Annotated in this window: 11 protein-coding genes; 3 read left to right on the top strand and 8 right to left on the bottom strand. The window is 41.9% G+C overall.

The genetic code is table 11. The features are described from left to right. Position 1: 1 nt before the first annotated feature. The 5 genes from whiA to hprK form a co-directional block, all read right to left on the bottom strand. Positions 2-973: a DNA-binding protein WhiA gene (gene whiA / locus CLOL250_RS05970; RefSeq protein WP_008401348.1), complete on the bottom strand. Its 972-nt coding sequence runs from the start codon at positions 971-973 to the stop codon at positions 2-4. Between the two features lie 16 nt (positions 974-989). Beyond that, a complete protein-coding gene (gene rapZ, locus CLOL250_RS05965; protein WP_008401347.1) occupies positions 990-1,868 on the bottom strand; it encodes an RNase adapter RapZ in 879 nt (292 codons plus the stop codon). A gap of 1 nt (position 1,869) precedes the next feature. After that, positions 1,870-2,778: a UDP-N-acetylmuramate dehydrogenase gene (gene murB / locus CLOL250_RS05960; protein ID WP_008401346.1), complete on the bottom strand. Its 909-nt coding sequence runs from the start codon at positions 2,776-2,778 to the stop codon at positions 1,870-1,872. A 245-nt stretch (positions 2,779-3,023) separates the two neighbouring features. Continuing rightward, the gene (locus CLOL250_RS05955) at positions 3,024-3,965 is read right to left on the bottom strand and encodes an ROK family glucokinase (protein ID WP_008401345.1); all 942 of its coding nucleotides are present in this window, start codon (positions 3,963-3,965) and stop codon (positions 3,024-3,026) included. A 3-nt stretch (positions 3,966-3,968) separates the two neighbouring features. Continuing rightward, complete coding sequence (gene hprK, locus CLOL250_RS05950) at positions 3,969-4,919, bottom strand: HPr(Ser) kinase/phosphatase (RefSeq protein ID WP_008401344.1); 951 nt, start codon at positions 4,917-4,919, stop codon at positions 3,969-3,971. A gap of 188 nt (positions 4,920-5,107) precedes the next feature. Here hprK and uvrC point away from each other — a divergent pair, with 188 nt between their 5' ends. Both uvrC and yfbR read left to right on the top strand, forming a co-directional pair. Continuing rightward, entirely contained in the window at positions 5,108-6,922 is a 1,815-nt protein-coding gene (gene uvrC / locus CLOL250_RS05945) for an excinuclease ABC subunit UvrC (protein ID WP_008401343.1), read from the top strand. Positions 6,923-7,211: 289 nt separating this feature from the next. Beyond that, entirely contained in the window at positions 7,212-7,802 is a 591-nt protein-coding gene (gene yfbR, locus CLOL250_RS05940) for a 5'-deoxynucleotidase (protein ID WP_008401342.1), read from the top strand. A 412-nt stretch (positions 7,803-8,214) separates the two neighbouring features. On the opposite strand, the gene ftsH is transcribed toward yfbR, so the two are convergent. Further along, positions 8,215-10,089 (bottom strand): ATP-dependent zinc metalloprotease FtsH, encoded by a 1,875-nt coding sequence (gene ftsH / locus CLOL250_RS05935; RefSeq protein ID WP_008401341.1) that lies wholly within the window; start codon positions 10,087-10,089, stop codon positions 8,215-8,217. A 136-nt stretch (positions 10,090-10,225) separates the two neighbouring features. Next, complete coding sequence (locus CLOL250_RS05930; RefSeq protein WP_008401340.1) at positions 10,226-11,455, bottom strand: hypothetical protein; 1,230 nt, start codon at positions 11,453-11,455, stop codon at positions 10,226-10,228. Positions 11,456-11,613: 158 nt separating this feature from the next. Here CLOL250_RS05930 and CLOL250_RS05925 point away from each other — a divergent pair, with 158 nt between their 5' ends. Then, positions 11,614-12,393 (top strand): hypothetical protein, encoded by a 780-nt coding sequence (locus tag CLOL250_RS05925; RefSeq protein ID WP_008401339.1) that lies wholly within the window; start codon positions 11,614-11,616, stop codon positions 12,391-12,393. Positions 12,394-12,523: 130 nt separating this feature from the next. Here the strand turns inward: CLOL250_RS05925 and CLOL250_RS05920 are convergent, their stop codons facing one another. After that, the gene (locus CLOL250_RS05920; protein WP_044945262.1) at positions 12,524-18,142 is read right to left on the bottom strand and encodes a fibronectin type III domain-containing protein; all 5,619 of its coding nucleotides are present in this window, start codon (positions 18,140-18,142) and stop codon (positions 12,524-12,526) included. Positions 18,143-18,233: the final 91 nt, after the last annotated feature.

Genomic DNA, 18,233 nt, shown 5'->3' with positions numbered 1-18,233 from the left:
CCTACACATACGACTTTTGTCTTAGGTCATCTGCTATTTCACTTATTTTTCTTAATCTATGATTGACTCCCGATTTTCCAATGGGGGGATTCATCATCTCACCTAATTCTTTCAGGGATGCATCCGGTTCTTCCAGACGAAGTTCCGCCAGTTCTCTCAGATTATCCGGGAGATATGTGATACCTCTTGTCTCTATCACATAATTTATATCCTGAATCTGACGGACCGCAGCACTGACTGTTTTGTTCAGATTCGCGGCTTCACAGTTTACCCTGCGATTAACATTATTACTGATATCCTTCAATATTCTCACATTCTCCATATTCATCAGAGAAATGTGAGCGCCCATGATATTTAACACATCAACGATCATGGTTCCATCTTTTATATAACAGACACTGTATTTTTTTCTGGCAATAATACGACTCTCGATATCAAGCTCCGCCATAATCTTCTCAATCATTCCCGCCCGGTCTTCATTATCACAGACAATCTCCAGATGATATCCTTTTTTAGGATCACTGACGGACCCCGATGTCATAAATACACCTTTGATAAATGCCCGCTTACAGCACTGTTGCTGTACTACCATTCGATTCACTGTCATATCCTGACAGCTTACTTTTGTCACACCCTTCTGTGAAATCCTAAAATCCGGGGAAAGCTTCAAAGTCTGCAGCATCCGTTCGATCTCGTCCGGCCGATCCAGTACCATTCGATAGATTCGGCTGTTACTACCTGTTCTTTTCACCGAACATTCCATACGGATGTCAAACAACACCTTTATCAGTGATGCCATTGTCTTTGCTATAATACTTCGTTCTGTTGTTATACATAATTTAAAGAGTGAACCATTTCTGTACCACACATCTGCCACCATGGACATCATTCCTGAAAGTTCCGCTATTCTGCAATGTCTTGCGTTGCTGATATTCTTGGCAAGCTCTGCTTTTACTTCCGAGGAAAAGGACATATGCCTCACTCCTTTTCTATAATTTCTTTACAACTGCATCTTTTCCGATATCACGGTGATATATTCTCACAGTGTATGTGGATTTCTGCAGGCGATTATATACTTCATTCGCAATCGTTACGGAACGATGTTTGCCACCGGTGCATCCGATCGAGATAACAAGCTGATTTTTTCCCTCTTTAATATAATTGGGAATCAGAAATTGCACCAGATCAATGAATTTGTCCAGAAATTCCGGTCCTTCCTCACAGTTCATGACATAATCCTGAATCACTTTATCATTTCCGGTAAGCGGACGTAGCTCTTCATCATAATAAGGATTCGGCAGGAATCTCACATCCTGCACAATATCGGAGTCTCTCGGGATTCCGTATTTGAATCCAAATGACATGATGGTAATGATAAAATTCCCATATTCCATATTCTGGACAAATATTTTATCCAGTTCAGATTTAAATTCCCTTACCAGAAGATTCGTTGTATCTATAATATAATCCGCTTCATCCTTGATAAAGCTGATCAATTCTCTTTCTTTTTTTATACCATCTATAATTCTTCCATTCTTAGCAGATAACGGATGATTTCTTCTTGTTTCTTTAAATCGTTTTACCAGTTTCTCATCTGAGCACTCCATAAAGAGGATCTCATACTGATACCCATTTTCTTTCATATCATTCAGACAGGCATTCAACTGGCTTAACGCTCTTCCGCTTCGAATGTCCACACTGATCGCCACATTATCTACCTGAATCTGTTCATCGTATGCAATTTCCGCAAAACGTTTGATAAGCTGGATTGGAAGATTATCTACGCAGAAATATCCTGCATCTTCCAGCGTTTTCATCGCTGTTGTTTTTCCTGCACCGCTCATTCCTGTTACAATTACAAATCTCATCCTAGAATGCCCCCAGTGTCTTTATCTCAAGCTCCAGATCCACACCGGAGCTGTCTTTTACCATTTTCTTTACATCGTTTACCAACTGCATGACATCAGCCGCTGTTGCGCCGCCTTTGTTCACCACAAAACCACAATGTTTCTCTGATACCTGGGCTCCTCCTACAGTATAACCGCGAAGTCCTGCATCCATGATCAGTTTCCCTGCAAAATATCCCTCCGGTCTCTTAAAGGTCGAACCTGCCGACGGATATTCAAGTGGCTGCTTTGAAATTCTGGATTCTGCCAGTCGCTTCATCTCTGCATCTATCTGAGCTGCATCTCCTGTCTGAAGCTCAAATTCAGCTTCCAATACGACCAGACCATCCTTCTCAGCCTTACTGTGGCGATAACCAAATTCCATATCCGAACCTGAAATATCATAAATCTGTCCGTTTTGATCCAGCACTTTTACGGATGAAATAATATGCTTCATCTCTCCTCCATATGCTCCGGCATTCATATAAACAGCACCTCCAACACTTCCCGGTATTCCTGATGCGAATTCCATTCCGGTCAGTTCATGCTGTTTTGCCGTTACTGCTGCTTTGATCAGGGATGCACCGGCCTGTGCAGTGATCCTTGTTCCATCTACCATGATTTTAGACATTCCATCTGCTATATGAATGATCATTCCACGATAGCCGTTATCTGATACCAGTAAGTTACTTCCATTTCCCATAATAAAAAATGGAACGTTTTCTTCTTTACACAGATCTACAAGCTCTGCGATCTGTTCCGGTTTTTCCGGTTCTGCCATAAAATCTGCTTCCCCGCCTATCCGAAAAGTTGTATATCGGTTCAAAGGCTCTTTTGTTTTTATTCTGTTTTCTCCTGTGATCGCTGCTGCTCTCTCATAAAACGATGCCATACAACTACAAACTCCTGACCTGTTTTCTATTCCGAACTCTCAAGAATCTTTCAAACCTGATAGACAAAACAAAGCCCTTAATATAAGATTTTGCATGCTGTTCCGGTTGATTTCTCAAAATCTCGAACGCTACCACACAATATCATACATTAAAGGCTTTTAGAATTCAATATTAAAAATGTATAGAAATTTCAGGGTGTTTCAATCCAATTTATGTAATTTACACATAGTTTACTTAATACATTTTACTGGTTCAGTATACTGCATGCGCCACCATACATACCTGCATCATTACCAAGTGTAGCAAGTGCGAACTTGGTCTGTCTGCATGCATGGAAAGCATACTGTGCAAAATATTTAGCGGTTGTATTGATAAGTATATCTCCTGCTCTGGATACACCGCCACCGATCACGAAGATCTCAGGATCTACTACACAGGCAATCTGTGCAAGTGCTTTTCCAAGAACCTTTCCATGGTTCTCTACCAGTGTTGCCGCAACTTCATCACCTTCTTTTGCTGCGTCAAATATCTCTTTCGCTGAGATATACTGAATCTGACGAAGCTTGGATGGCTTGTCTGTTGTATTTAAAATGATCTTTGCCATACGAACGATACCGGTTGCTGATGTGTACTGCTCAAGACAGCCCTTGTTGCCGCATCCGCAGACTTCTGTCTCGTCATCATTTACACAGATATGTCCAATCTCCCCGCCTGCACCGTTGGTTCCTGCGAGCATCTTTCCATTTAAAATAATACCACCGCCGACACCGGTTCCGAGTGTTACCATGACGATATCCTTGTGGCCTTTTCCGCCACCCTGCCACATCTCGCCGAGGGCTGCCATGTTCGCATCATTTCCGGCTTTCACAGGAAGGTCTAATAATTTACTGAGTTCTTCTTCTACATTGAAGATTCCCCATCCAAGATTTACACATTTGATAACAGTTCCATCTGCCTTTACAGGACCCGGAACACCCATTCCAACACCTGCCACATCAGACTTCTCGATCTTCTTCTCTGCCAGTTTATCTTCAACAGATGCTGCGATATCGTTTAAAATATACTTTCCACCTTCATCTGTTCTTGTTGTGATCTCCCATTTCTCAACCATCTCGCCCTGTATTGTAAACAGACCGATCTTTACAGTTGTTCCTCCGATGTCTACTCCAAATACATAGTTTGCCATTTTCTACTGCTCCTCCTTATTTGCATTGCCCTTCATGATATTCTGCGTCACTCTGTTATATAATTCCTGTGCTGCATTATATCCCATCTTCTTCTGTCTGTGGTTAACCGCGGCAGATTCAACAATAATCGCGATATTTCTACCCGGACGGATCGGGATGTTATGACTTACGACTTTATTTCCAAGGAATTCCGTATACTGGTCTTCCAGACCCAAACGGTCATACTCCGTATCCTTGCTCCACTCTTCCAGATTGATAACCAGATCGATATTCTGATCCAGCTTTACACATTCTACACCAAACAGGGATTTTACGTCAATGATTCCGATACCACGAAGCTCGATAAAGTGTCTGGTGATATCCGGTGCACGTCCAACCAGAGTAGCATCACTGACCTTCTTGATCTCTACCACATCATCCGCAACCAGACGGTGCCCTCTCTTGATCAGTTCCAGAGCAGCCTCTGATTTACCGATGCCACTCTCGCCCATGATCAGAACACCTTCGCCGTATACATCGACCAGTACGGCATGTACGGATATTCTTGGTGCCAATTCTACATGGAGCCAACGGTCTACCTCATGTACAAATGCAGATGTAACTGCACTGGATGTAAGGACAGGCACTCCATGCTTCTTTCCTGCTTCTATAATAAATTCATACGGTTCGAGATCCCGGCAGAATATCAGACATGGCGGTTTATACGAAAAAAATTCATTTATGATCTTGATATTTTCTTCCTCTGTATGCATTGCTGCGATATAGGCATGTTCTACATTTCCGCATATCTGGATACGTCCTGCATCGAAATGTTCAAAGAATCCTCCAAACTGTACCGCCGGGCGGTTCATACCCGGATCCTGGATCAGCACCTTATCGGTATCGATCTCCGGTGTATAATTCTTCAGATTCATTTTCTCTATGAGTTTGGATACTGTTATACTGTAAACCATCTTCTCCTCCTGTTTTCCCTAGTTTCAGTTCTTGTTTCATTATATTCTACAACCTATTTATCGTCAATTCATCAATTCATTTTTTCAGGAAAAAAGCCACCTGTTTTCTGTATCTTGTGTTATACTGATTTTTATGTGTGAACCTGTTATTTTTAGAATAAACAGCGGAAAGGAAATTAATTCAAAGTATGTTTAATTTTGAAGAAGAATTAAAAAAACTGCCTCATACACCGGGTGTCTATCTGATGCATAATAAGACCGATGAAATCATCTATGTCGGCAAAGCCATTGATCTGTATAACCGGGTACACCAGTATTTTCAGGCAGGATATAAACGCTCACCTAAAATCGAAAAAATGGTCAGCCACATCGCGTGGTTTGAATATATCATCTGCGAATCCGAAATTGAAGCGCTGGTGCTGGAATGCAACCTGATCAAGGAACACCGTCCGCACTATAATACCATGCTTACGGATGACAAAAGCTACCCATACATCAAGATCACAGTCAACGAGGATTTTCCTCGTATTCTGTTCTCGCATCAGATGCACCGGGATCATGCCAGATATTTTGGTCCTTATACTAATGCAGGTGCCGTCAAGGATACCATTGATCTGTTAAAGAAGCTGTATCATCTGCGTAGCTGCAACAAAAAGCTACCGCAGGAAACAGGGTTGGATCGTCCATGTCTGTATTACCACATTGGGCAATGCAAGGCTCCCTGTCAGGGTTACATCTCAAAAGAGGACTACGGCAGGCAGGTGGAACAGGCAATTCATTTTCTGACCGGACATCACCGGCAGACGGTAAAGGAGCTGGAAGAAAAGATGAAACAGCTTGCAGCCGACATGGAATTTGAACAGGCGGCAGAGGTTCGTGATCTGATCGAAAGCATTAAACATATCGCATCAAAACAGCGTGTTGACAACACAACAACCGATGACCGTGACGTGATCGCAATGGCTGCCAACAACATGAACGAGGGCGTTATCTCTGTCTTCTTCATCCGTAACGGCAAGATGATCGGCAGAGAGCATTTCCATATGACCGGTGTGCAGTCGGAATCTTATGGAGATATTATGGCTGCATTTTTAAAGCAGTATTACGCTTCTACTCCATTTCTCCCTAAGGAGATCATTCTGGAGCATGAAGTAAATGAGCAGGAGCTGATCGAACAATACTTAAGCGAGCGGCGGGGGAATCTTGTGCACATCCTCACCCCTCAAAAAGGTGACAAAGCCAAGCTGTTAAAGCTTGCGCGCGACAATGCCTTTCTTGTTCTGACACAGGATACAGAAAAGCTGAAACGGGAGCAGGCACGAACAGAAGGCGCAGCAAAGGAACTGGCGGAGCTGATCGGAGTTCCGTCGGCCAAACGGCTGGAAGCCTTCGATATCTCGCACATCAGCGGCTACCATTCGGTTGCTTCAATGGTGGTCTTTGAAAATGGAAAAGCCAGGCCAAATGAATACCGCAAATTCAAATTAAGAACGATCGACGGACCGGATGACTACGCCAGTATGCGTGAAGTTCTGACAAGACGATTTACCGATGAACGTTTTAAGGTCTATCCTGACATCCTTATGATGGATGGTGGTAAGGGACAGGTCAACATTGCTCTGGAGGTTCTTAACGAGCTGCATCTGAACATTCCGGTCTGCGGCATGGTAAAGGATGACTACCACAGAACCAGAGGTCTGTATTTTAACAATAAAGAAGTGGAATTTCCGAAAAATACTCAGGCATTTGACATGGTCACCCGTTTGCAGGATGAAGCCCACCGTTTTGCCATCGAATATCACAGAAGCCTCAGAAGCAAATCTCAGGTACATTCGATCCTTGAGGATATACCGGGCATCGGCCCTGCCAGACGAAAGGATCTGATGGGCTATTTCAAGGATATCGCAAAGATCCGGGAGGCATCCGTCGATGAACTGATGCAGGTGTCATCCATGAACCGGAACGCCGCCGAAATGGTGTACGAATTTTTCCACAAGGAATAAGATAATCTGTATGCAGATATTTACCCAGTTGTATTAGAACGAAAAAGCCACCAGAGGTCTAGGTCTGTCATATTGCATAGCTATTATTCCGCAAGACGCTTTCGCTCTGTTCCTCAACGTAGCGGTACATAAAGCTGCAAAAGACGCAGCTTAAGTACCGACGCTCGGAAAGGCTTGCTGCATAACAGTATGCAATATTCCAGACTGTGGGCGGTTTTTAGTTCAAACAAGGTGTAGCGGGTATATATCTTTGCAAATATCTGCATACATACAACAAGGAGATTGAAAGATGGAATATAATTTTTTTGCTATGATTTCGAGAATGAAATACATCGACCGCTGGGCGTTGATGCGGAATACAAGGGAAGAAAATCTGTGTGAACACAGTCTGGAAGTCAGTATTATCGCTCATGCCCTTGCCGTGATCGGCAATACTTACTACGAAAAGGATCTGAATGCGGAACGGGCTGCTCTGATCGGGCTATACCATGACGCTTCAGAGATCATAACCGGTGATATGCCGACTCCGGTCAAGTATTATAATGATGACATCAAGGAATCATTTAAAATGATCGAGAAAACAGCCTGCTATAAGCTGTTAAACAAACTGCCGGATGAGATGAAGCCACAGTATGAACCGCTCTTCTTTCGTCAGTCCGGGGATGAATATATCTGGAAGCTTGTAAAGGCTGCGGATAAGCTGTCCGCTCTTATCAAATGTATGGAAGAAACTTCTGTCGGCAATCCGGAATTTTCCAGTGCCTACGAATCCACAAAGGCTGCTGTCGACAAGCTTGCTGCCGACCTTCCGGAAGTTACCCATTTCCTGTCCGACTTCCTCCCTGCCTACGGCAAAAACCTCGACCAACTTCAATTTTAATTTTAGTAATGCCGTTTTTGGCGTGGCATGTAATACAACTATTATTCCGCAAGACGCTTGCGCTCTATTCCTCGACGTAACGGTACATAAAGTTGCAAAATACGCAACTTAAGTACCGACGCTCGGAAAGGCTTGCTTCATAACAGTGTATTACATGCCACGCCAAAAACGGCATTTTTAAAACTACCACAACATATTGCAACTATGCGGTGGTATATGTTTTTTAGGGAATATCAAAAATACCGCACATGGATGGTTATATTACACACTGTTATGTAGCAAGCCTTTTTCCACGCCGGTTCTTAGTGAACCGCCACAGGCGGAGAACTTAGCACCGTTGCGTGGAAATAGAGCGCAAGCGTCTTGCGGAATAATAGTTGTGTGATATAACCGTCCATGTGCGGTATTGCACCTATCTCTGTGGTTCCACCTGAGCAAGAATCGACATGAATTCTTTGCCGGTGATCGTTTCATGTTCTATAAGGAAGCTGGCGATGGAATCCAGGGCTGCCATATGAGCAGACAAAAGTCTTTTTGCTTTATTATAGGAATCTCGCAGCATATCACGGATCTCTTTATCGATCTTGGTAGCGGTCTCATCCGAACACTGAAGGGCAAGATTTCTGTCCAGATACTGCCCTTCTATCGATTCAAGCTGCACCATACCGAATTTGTCTGACATACCATACATGGTTATCATGGCTCTGGCTGTCTTGGTCGCCTTCTCGATATCATTTGATGCTCCTGTTGTCACCGAGTCGAATTTCAATTCTTCCGCTGCACGTCCGCCAAGCAGGGTTATAAGCTCTGCTTCCAGCTCTTTCTTGGATCCCAGATATTTTTCTTCTTCCGGAACCTGCCATACATAACCCAGAGATCCCATTGTTCTTGGAACGATTGTAATCCTCTGGATTGGCTCAGTGTGTTTCTGAATTGCAGCAAGTAATGCATGTCCGACTTCATGATAAGCAACGATCTGTTTTTCTTCTTTACTGAGCAGACGATCCTTTTTCTCTTTGCCGGCAAATACAACCTCTACCGCGCCGATCAGATCCTGTTGAGAAACCAGGCTTCTGCCATCACGAACGGCTGCCAGTGCTCCCTCATTTATGATATTTGCAAGATCCGCACCAACTGCACCTGAAGTTGCAAGTGCCAGTTCATGAAGATCAACGGTTTCATCCATCTTGACATTCTTGGAATGAACCTTCAGTGTATCGATTCTTCCCTTCAGATCCGGCTTCTCTACGATAACTCTGCGGTCAAATCGACCCGGACGAAGAAGTGCCTTATCAAGTACCTCCGGGCGATTCGTTGCTGCAAGAATTACAATACCCTTTGATGTATCAAAGCCATCCATCTCCGCAAGAAGCTGATTCAAGGTCTGCTCCCGTTCGGAATCTCCGCCATGTCTGGAATCTCTGCTTCTTCCGATCGCATCGATCTCATCGATAAATATAATACATGGTGCCATCTGTGTCGCCTGTTTGAACAGATCTCTGACACGGGAAGCACCCACACCGACATACATCTCTACAAAGCTGGAACCGGACATAGAGAAGAATGGTACATTTGCTTCACCTGCCACAGCTTTTGCAAGCAGGGTCTTACCGGTTCCCGGAGGGCCGACAAGCAGCGCACCCTTCGGCAGCTTCGCACCGATATCCAGATATTTCTTTGGATTGTGAAGGAAATCAACCATCTCTGTCAGAGACTCTTTTGCTTCTTCCTCACCGGCTACATCCGCAAAGGTAACGCCCGTCTTCTTCTCAACGTAGATCTTCGCATTGGCTCTGCCTACGCCGCCGCTTCGTTTCATGATCATCGACAACAGCAGATAGAATGCAACGATCATCACGATATAAGAAATGATCGTACCAACCATAGCACTTCCACTCTCATCTACACCTTCATATTCTGTTCCATATTTGGTCTTTGCCTGACGAAGCTTCTCTGCCAGACTGTCATCCGATATTCTGGTTGCTGTATATTTGGTCTTACTGATCAGCTTATCATCAGCATTATTTTCAAATACGATCTTGCTTCCGTAGATCTTTACAGAACCAACCTCGCCCTTATCCAACATCTCGATAAACTGACCATATGTGACTTCCTCTTCTCTGCCGGATGACACCCGGTCAAATACGCGCCAGAATAAAAATGTCAGTAAAATGGAAATAACCAGGATCACAATGATCGAGCGGTTGTTTTTCCCTTTATTTCCATTATTATTGTTATTATTGCTGTTGTTATTATTGTTACTGTTTTCCGGTAAATTATTGTCCAATCGGAACCTCCTTTTATACAGTTCTTATACTGTATCTTTCTTTTGTATGTATTTCTGATAATTTCGCATTCATTATAGACATATTCTTTTTTGCTTGCAATATAATAGCATTTTTGTTCATGAAGATTTAACCTTTTTATTGCTCTACATACATATCAACGTACAGATAGCCTCCCAGACGTGAAACCGATATCTCCCATTCTCCAATATGTACTTCTGTATAATTATTTCCCGTTTCATCTGATGTATCCGTCGCATCACGCAAAGTATGGAGCCCTGCTATAATAGAATCATAACCACTTCCGGATTCCAGATCCGGTTCATCAAGAGCATTTGCAATTATCGTATATATATCATCCATACGGTAATAATCATTGTCATCCTGAATCTTCTGTGCAATCATCAATGAATGAATTCTGTCAGAGTTATAATCTCCATAGACCGCAACACGAAGGAATCCCATATCTGCATAAAATGAATCTTTTTTCTCATAGCAGGTATTTCCATCGTCATACTTATAGAGTCCAAGATATCTGCCATACTCATCCGCCTGCAGATCGATTCCCATATTCTGCGCGCCTGCAAGCATATCAGATTCAAAATCCGCCATGGCTGTGCCATCATAATGACCAACCAGAGTACATTCCCCGCCATCCTCTGACACTTCTTCTGCTGAAAGTGCCGTGTAATAATTACCTTCTGTTCCCTGTTTTTCTCCGGGAGAAGTATAATACATATAGCCGTCCGGAGCAACAAGTGAAGCATCATCTATGTCTTCGTTGTCCCATTCCGTATCCTGATCCATATAAGTATCATCTTCTATATACTCTTCTTCTGTATCTGCCTCATACGAATCATCCTTTATATGATCAAATATGACCGGTAAAAATTCGCAGCATAAACCAATAATGACACCGATAATAGCAAGCGCAGATGCTTTCTTTTTCTTATTTCCTGTATTATATGAAGTTCCCGGTGCACGATTCTGCCAGGATTTCCATTCTCCCTCTGTCGATTTAGTCTGTCCGTTCTGTATGTCAGAATATGCTTTCTGTTTCTCCTTCCGGTTGTAATCTTCATTATGATCAGATCCGAATCCGTCATGAAAATCCTTTCGCTCATCCCTGTCGAATTCAAATTCATCATGGCAGTCAGATACAATATCTTCTACCTCCATCTTATCCGCACTATAATCATAGACATCTCCGTCAAAATTATAATCTCGCTGATAATCTACATCACTTCGTCTTTCATTCAGATAAAATGTATGATTATTCTCGATTGGAGTAACAAACCGCTTACATGTCTTGCAAAAATTAATACTATTTACCGAACTGTCACAAATCGGGCAAAGCTTTGTACCCATATACCGCACCTCTTTTCAAACAAATGTACTTCTGTCGTTTACTTTAAAGCCTTTTCCATATTTCGTCAACACCGGAAATGAATGGTGCAGCTTATTTCTCCGTGCTTGACACTCTACTATAAACTATCTATTATTATCTGAGAAAGAAGGTCAAGACAATGCCAGGATTTTTGATGCACCTTGTAGAAGGCGAAATGATTTTAAATAATTTAAAAAAACAAATAAATATATCTAAGACATTTACAGAAGAATTCATGCTTGGATGCATCCTTCCCGATGTCACATCGGATAAAGAGCGAACGCATTTTCGTCCATTATACCAGAAATATCAGATCACGAAATATCCGGACATGACAGCGGTTTATGCTCTGTATGGGAATCAGGAGCTTTCTCCTATCGATCTGGGGATTCTTGCTCATTTACAACTGGATGCCAGTTATGTGACGGATTTCTGGCAGCATTTTTTTGTCTTTGAAGATGAATCCGGTGCTCCCTCTGTCGATACCAGGCATCCCTTATTTGTAAGGCTTCTCAAAGGGCAGGAGGCACGAATCCCGCTTGCGGACTTCTTCTCTGACAAATGGTTCTATGGCGAGTATGACCGGATCAATCCTGTTCTGAACAGACAGTTTCATCCATTTGTCCCGGATCATGTATCATACCGGGCGGAAGATATACATATCAAAGAATGTATACCCGAAGATGCCGGAATGATAAAAACAAGTTTATCGGCATATGTCGGAACCGCGGAGGCAATCGTGTCTGAAGATCAGGCCGCATTCGGCTCTGGTAATCAGGCGGTCTGCTCTAATACACAGAACTCTCCTGATGATTGTGAGACAAAAATCTTTCCTTATAAGAATATCACCTCCTTTTTACAGGATCAGGCAGACAATTATCTGGCAATTCCCTATATGATAAACATCTTATGTAAATAACATCCGTATGCCTAACGGCAAGCATTATAAACTATAGAATAATCATATATAAATAAAACTCCATCCACAGCAGCCCTTATTCTCTCTGAATATGATCCGCTATGGATGGAGTTTTTTATAAAGTTTTCATCTATTTGATTTTTGCTTTTATAACCTTTGTATAAGCACCATAGGTTTTCTTGCCCTTATATGTCTTATACGCTCTGACTTTGAAATAACAGGTCTTACCTTTCTTTAATTTCTTCTTGGTAAGTGTTAATTTCTTTGTCTGACCGATCTTCTTATATTTGCCCTTCTTGGACGTAGCCATATAGACTTCATAACCATCGGCTCCCTTTGTTTTTTTCCAGCTTACTACGCATGTCTTTGCTTTCTTGGATACTGCCTTTGTCTTCTTAACAGCACCCGGCTTTGTAACAAATGTGTATGCTGTGCCGGAACCTTTGATCTTGGTCTTGCCTGACAATTTGTAAGCATAGATCGTGTATGTATACTTGGTTGCTGATTTCAGCTTTGTTGCTTTATAAGAAACTGTTTTTGAACTTACAGTCTTCACAAGCTTCGACTTTCCGGTTGATGGATTCTTCCTGTAAATCATATAACCGGATGCGCCTGATACCTTCTTCCATTTCAGGGTTGCAGATGTTGTCTTTACACTCTTTACACTGATTCCTTTTACCTTACCCGGCTTTGTTACCGTAGGTGTAACAGGCTTTGCTGCTGCCTTGATCGCAAATGTCGCCGAAGCGCTTCCAACATAATTACCCTGACCTGTAACCGTAACAGTTGCCGTTCCAACATTTATATTATTGCTATATGCTACGGTGTAAGCTGATGCCGGAAGAACCGCTCCATTTAACACTACTGTTATACTTGGTATCAATGCCTGTCCGGTATAGGTCTGATCTGCAACTGTTATCACAGCGGATGACAGATTGATCTTCTCCGGTGTTGGATCATTCTTCTTTACAATCGTAAAGCTTCCGGTATAGATTCCGGTATAATTGCCCTGACCTTTTATAGTGATCGTAGCTGTTCCGGGATTTGTATTATTGCTGTAAGAAACTGTATAGTCCTTATCCTTTGCAAGTTCTACAGCTTCTCCATCCATTACAGTTACTCCCGGTCTACATTCTGCACCGGTATAATCAACACTTGAAGAATAATGGACCTGACATTCTGTGATATTCTTTGGTGCGATCATGTAGGTTCCTGATGCCGTACCTGAGTAATCTCCACAGCCTTCTACAGTTATCGTAGCCGTACCTGCACCTATATTATCCTTTACTGCTACAATTGTATATGATGTATTATCAAGTACCGTTCCATCTGCTAATTTTACAGTGATATCCGTTTTTTCCGGTGTCTGTACACTTCCGTTATATACAAATGTCTTATTTACCGTTACTGTGGCACCGGTAATATTAATAATGTCCTTACTGATCTCAAACTCTTTGGTAAACTGACCTGTATAGTTACCCATACCTTTGACAATAGCTTTTGCCTTTGAATATTCCGTTGTTACAGCTGTATTGTTCTCGTAGGTAACAGTATAATCATTTCCAGTCAGTTCTTTACTTCCATCATAAACTCTGACTGGAGGCTTACATTCCTTACCATCCTCATAGGATACCTTTGAGGCACATCTCACATCAATGCTGCTATCCTGTAAGTTCTTAGCCGCAATCGTGAAATTGCCTGTCATTGTCCCGGTGTAGTTATCAACACCTGCAACTGTAACTGTGGCTGTACCTGCATTTGTATTATCATCATAGCGTGTGATCGTGTAGTCACCTGAACTTAACTGTCTGCTATTTACGCTGACTGTAAGATCAGATGCCTGCGGCTCCCATGCCTTTCCATTATAGGTATAAGAACGATTAACATTTACTGTTGCTCCGGTTATACTCTGCGGATTGATCGTAAAGTATACAGTCTTCTGACCGGTGTAATTATTTACACCTTCAATAACTACAAATCCTTTACCTTTACCTTTACCTACATTGATATTTTCTCCATAGGATGTGATCTTATAATCAGTCCATAAACTAAGTTCCTTACCATTTCTGGTTACCTTAATTTCATCTGATGTCTTCGGCCGTATCTGAGATCCTGTATAGGTTGCATCTGCTACTTTACAAATAATATCTGCTGCCGTAATTGACTTTCTCCGGATCTCAAAAGACTTTGATATGCTTCCGGTATAATGATTCGTCTTACCTGTGATCGTTGCCGTTGCTGTACCTGCCGCCGTATTATTAGAAGGCTGTACCCTCAGTTCAGACAGATCTGTAATCTTCTTCCCTGACTTTGTCGTGATCATCTTCACAACCGGAATGATCGCATCCCCTGTATACTCAAATGTATCCTTCTCCAGTTCTGCTACTGCTCCTGTAAGGTCAATTGCCGTGATCTTGAATGTCGCTTCTCTTGTTCCTGCAAATGCATCTTTACCGGTGAGCTTCACAGTAATTACTGAACCGACTTCATATCCATTGGTCTTATTTGTCACAGCTACATCATAAGATTCTCCTTCTGCCAGAAGCTTTCCGTTCTGTGTCACTGTTATAACCGGTGTTACTTCCTTTCCACCATCATATTCCAGATCTGATGCATTAACCTTAATGGAACTGTCATTAATATCTGTTCTGTTTCTTGTGATCTCGAAGTAATAGGTCTTAGTTCCTGTGAAATTGCCTGTACCTGTTACATTAATCTCAGCATTTGCGGTTTCATTCTGATTGTTTTTATAAATAACTGTGTAATCGGTTCCTTTTACAAGGGTGTAATTGCCGAGTTTCAAAGTGATCTCCGGCGTAATTGCCTGTCCGTTATTCCACATCATTTTTCCGGAATATTCAGCGGTACAACTATCAATCGTTGCTTTCTCGATCGTGAAATCTCCTGATGCCGAATCGCTATATCCGTTTTTACCTGTTACAGTTGCTGTAGCTGTTCCCGCCTTCGTATTATTTGTATACTTAACTGTATAATACTTTGAATCCAGCGTCTTGCCATCTAATACAACAGATATCCGATCAGCTGACGGTGCAAGTGCTGAACCGGTATATGTCTGTGACGGAACTGTTACCTTGGCTCCTGCAATACTCTTACTTACGATATTAAATGTCTTTACTGCATTACCTGTATAGTTGCCTGTTCCTGTAAACCGGATCGTCGCTGTTCCGACATTTATGTTATCTGTATAATCTGCCGTATAGTCAGTTCCTTTTACAAGGGTTCTTCCGGCAATTGTCAGTGTCGGTTCCGGCTTGATCTCGTTTTCGGTAAATGTCTGATCCGAAACAGTATTGATCGTACAGGTGTCATTTGAAAGGGTTGCTTTCTTGATCGTAAAGGTTGTACTTGCAGTTCCTGTATAATTACTATTTGTACTCTTTGGTTTTACTGTAATCGTAGCTGTTCCTGCATCTACATTATTTGTATATGTAACATCAAAAGCATTCAGATCAGTTATTGTTGTTCCATCTTCCGTTACAATGCTTGTAACCTTAGGCTTTTTTGCAGATTCATTATAGATATTATCATATTCTGCATATTTAACGGTTGCACTATCAATAGAAACGGAAGTGATCATATACAACAGGTCTATATGATCTGTATAATTACCTTTACCAGTGATCACCACAACGTACGATCCCGCTTTTACCGGATTCGATGAACTATACTGGATCGTATAATCTTCATTCTCAACCAGAGTAATGTTTCCGTAAATTACAGATATCTTTGGTATGATCGCCGAACCGGTATATGCGAATTTCTGACCGGATACCAGACCTTTCACGGTACAAACCCGATTAATATTCGCTGCATTGATCTTGAACTCAATCAAACGGGTTCCTGCACAGGTCTGTTTATTTCCTGTCAATGTGATCTGACCATAACCAACATTCTTGTTCTCCCCGTAAGTAACGGTATAATCCTTATCCTTTGTAAAGGTCTGACCTGCTATCGTTATCGTACTTACATCCGGAGTGATCTGTTTTCCTGTATATGTCTGATCCTCTATTGCAAGAGACGCATCTTTAACATTTGGAAGTGGTGATGTGATCGTAAAGTATGATGTCACACTTCCTGTATAATTTCCTTTAAATGTAACAATAACTTTAGCCTTATCACCAGCATCTATATTATCCTTATAATCTACTGCATAATCTTTTCCGGTTTCCAAGGTTATTCCATTTACAACTACAGCTGTTACAGCAGGCTTAAACGCCTCACCATTATACTCATATTCCGTTTGTGCCAGTGTCACCTGTACGGACTGTGACACATCAAGTGGCAGCACCCGATATGTACCTGTTGCAGTTCCTGTATAATTAGAATCTGCCTTTGCTGTGATCGTAAATGAATAATTGTCTCCAACTTCTGTAGGACGTGTAGGATAACTGATCGTATAATCTGTACCATATGTTCCACCAGTTAATTCTTTTCCCGATGCTGTATCTGTAACAGTAATTACAGGTGATGAAACATTAGAACCATATGCATATGTCACATCACTTGCTGTAACCTTAATGGTCGGATCACTCAAATCCTTTTTATTGATCGTAAAGTTCTTTTCTACCGAGCCTGTATAATCACCCATTCCACTGATAACTGCAGTTGCAGTCATTGTACCAACATTTATGTTATTTCGATATTGAACCGTATAATCCTTATCCTTTTTCAATGTCGTACCGGCATAGACAACTTTTACATCCGGAGTCACCGCTGCACCGGTATAAGTTGCATCCGATACTTTGATATCCGCCTGGGAAATATCCTGATTCTTTCCGGCATCACTGATCGTAAATTCTTTCTCAACCGAACCAGAATAATTACCTTTTCCTGTGATCACTACTTTCACGGTTCCCGGCTGTATATTATCATGAGCTGCATCGCCATATGTAACTGTATAATCTGTACCCTCTTCCAATGTTCCATCAACTGTTGCTGTTGGATAATATGTTCTGAATCTGGAATCCTCTATTGTAATCTTTGGTGCCTTTGCTGTTCCATCATAGGTACAATTTGTATATTCCATGGTGATATTCTCGGACGCAATATCTGTCTTTACTACCTGCCAAGGTATTTTCTTACTGTAAGAAGAAGCCGATGACCAGTTAGAGCCTGATTTTCCTGTAATAACAAGATTGCCACTTCCTCCAACTCCTTTTAATGCGTTTCCCTTTGTCAATGTATAATCCTTATTTTCAGTTAACTTTTTTCCTCCATAGGATACTTTATCAATAAGTGGATTCATTACTCCCGGTTTTACATATGGCACATACAGGATCGATCCTGTACTGTTATAATATGCATCACCTTTAAAAGCAATGTCAGCTTTTGAAATATTGCCCTCTATAATATGAAAATATGCATACTGAGAACCTGTATATCCCCGACTCTCAATACCATAGATCCAGATCTCAGCTGATTCTGTTCCCTTTCGAAGCTCTACATTATCCTTATATTCAACCGTATAACAATTCGGGCTGATCGTCTGTCCATTCACGGTAACAGAAAATTCCGGTTCAATCGGAGAACCTGTATACCGGAAGTTCCCTGTGCTATTTGTCAGATTAATTTTTACGTTATTCGTGTCTTCATCACTCAGATCGATCAGGTCTGCCGCCTGTACGGTTCCTCCGGCACCTGCCGCCAGTCCTCCCCACTGGAATACTGTCACTGCTACCATTACAATGGTTAGCAGCCACGCCGTTACGAATTTTACACATTTTTTCATATTATGCAACCCTCCATGTCTTCGTTTGTCTGCGGAGCAGACCGCCCTGTAAAATAAAAATTCCAAATACGGAAAACCCGCAAAATCTAGG

The sequence above is a fragment of the Clostridium sp. L2-50 genome, from assembly GCF_000154245.1.
Taxonomy (GTDB): Bacteria; Bacillota; Clostridia; order Lachnospirales; family Lachnospiraceae; genus Coprococcus.
The sequence above is the reverse complement of the archived record's forward strand: the minus strand, read 5'-3'. Positions and strand labels throughout refer to the sequence as shown.

What these genes read in the sequence shown, in the direction of transcription:
- hprK (WP_008401344.1), bottom strand. Translation starts at nt 4,919, where the DNA reads ATGGTTTACAGTATAACAGTATCCAAACTCATAGAGAAAATGAATCTG.
- CLOL250_RS05930 (WP_008401340.1), bottom strand. Translation starts at nt 11,455, where the DNA reads ATGGGTACAAAGCTTTGCCCGATTTGTGACAGTTCGGTAAATAGTATT.
- uvrC (WP_008401343.1), top strand. Translation starts at nt 5,108, where the DNA reads ATGTTTAATTTTGAAGAAGAATTAAAAAAACTGCCTCATACACCGGGT.
- CLOL250_RS05955 (WP_008401345.1), bottom strand. Translation starts at nt 3,965, where the DNA reads ATGGCAAACTATGTATTTGGAGTAGACATCGGAGGAACAACTGTAAAG.
- yfbR (WP_008401342.1), top strand. Translation starts at nt 7,212, where the DNA reads ATGGAATATAATTTTTTTGCTATGATTTCGAGAATGAAATACATCGAC.
- CLOL250_RS05920 (WP_044945262.1), bottom strand. Translation starts at nt 18,142, where the DNA reads ATGAAAAAATGTGTAAAATTCGTAACGGCGTGGCTGCTAACCATTGTA.
- rapZ (WP_008401347.1), bottom strand. Translation starts at nt 1,868, where the DNA reads ATGAGATTTGTAATTGTAACAGGAATGAGCGGTGCAGGAAAAACAACA.
- whiA (WP_008401348.1), bottom strand. Translation starts at nt 973, where the DNA reads ATGTCCTTTTCCTCGGAAGTAAAAGCAGAGCTTGCCAAGAATATCAGC.
- murB (WP_008401346.1), bottom strand. Translation starts at nt 2,778, where the DNA reads ATGGCATCGTTTTATGAGAGAGCAGCAGCGATCACAGGAGAAAACAGA.
- CLOL250_RS05925 (WP_008401339.1), top strand. Translation starts at nt 11,614, where the DNA reads ATGCCAGGATTTTTGATGCACCTTGTAGAAGGCGAAATGATTTTAAAT.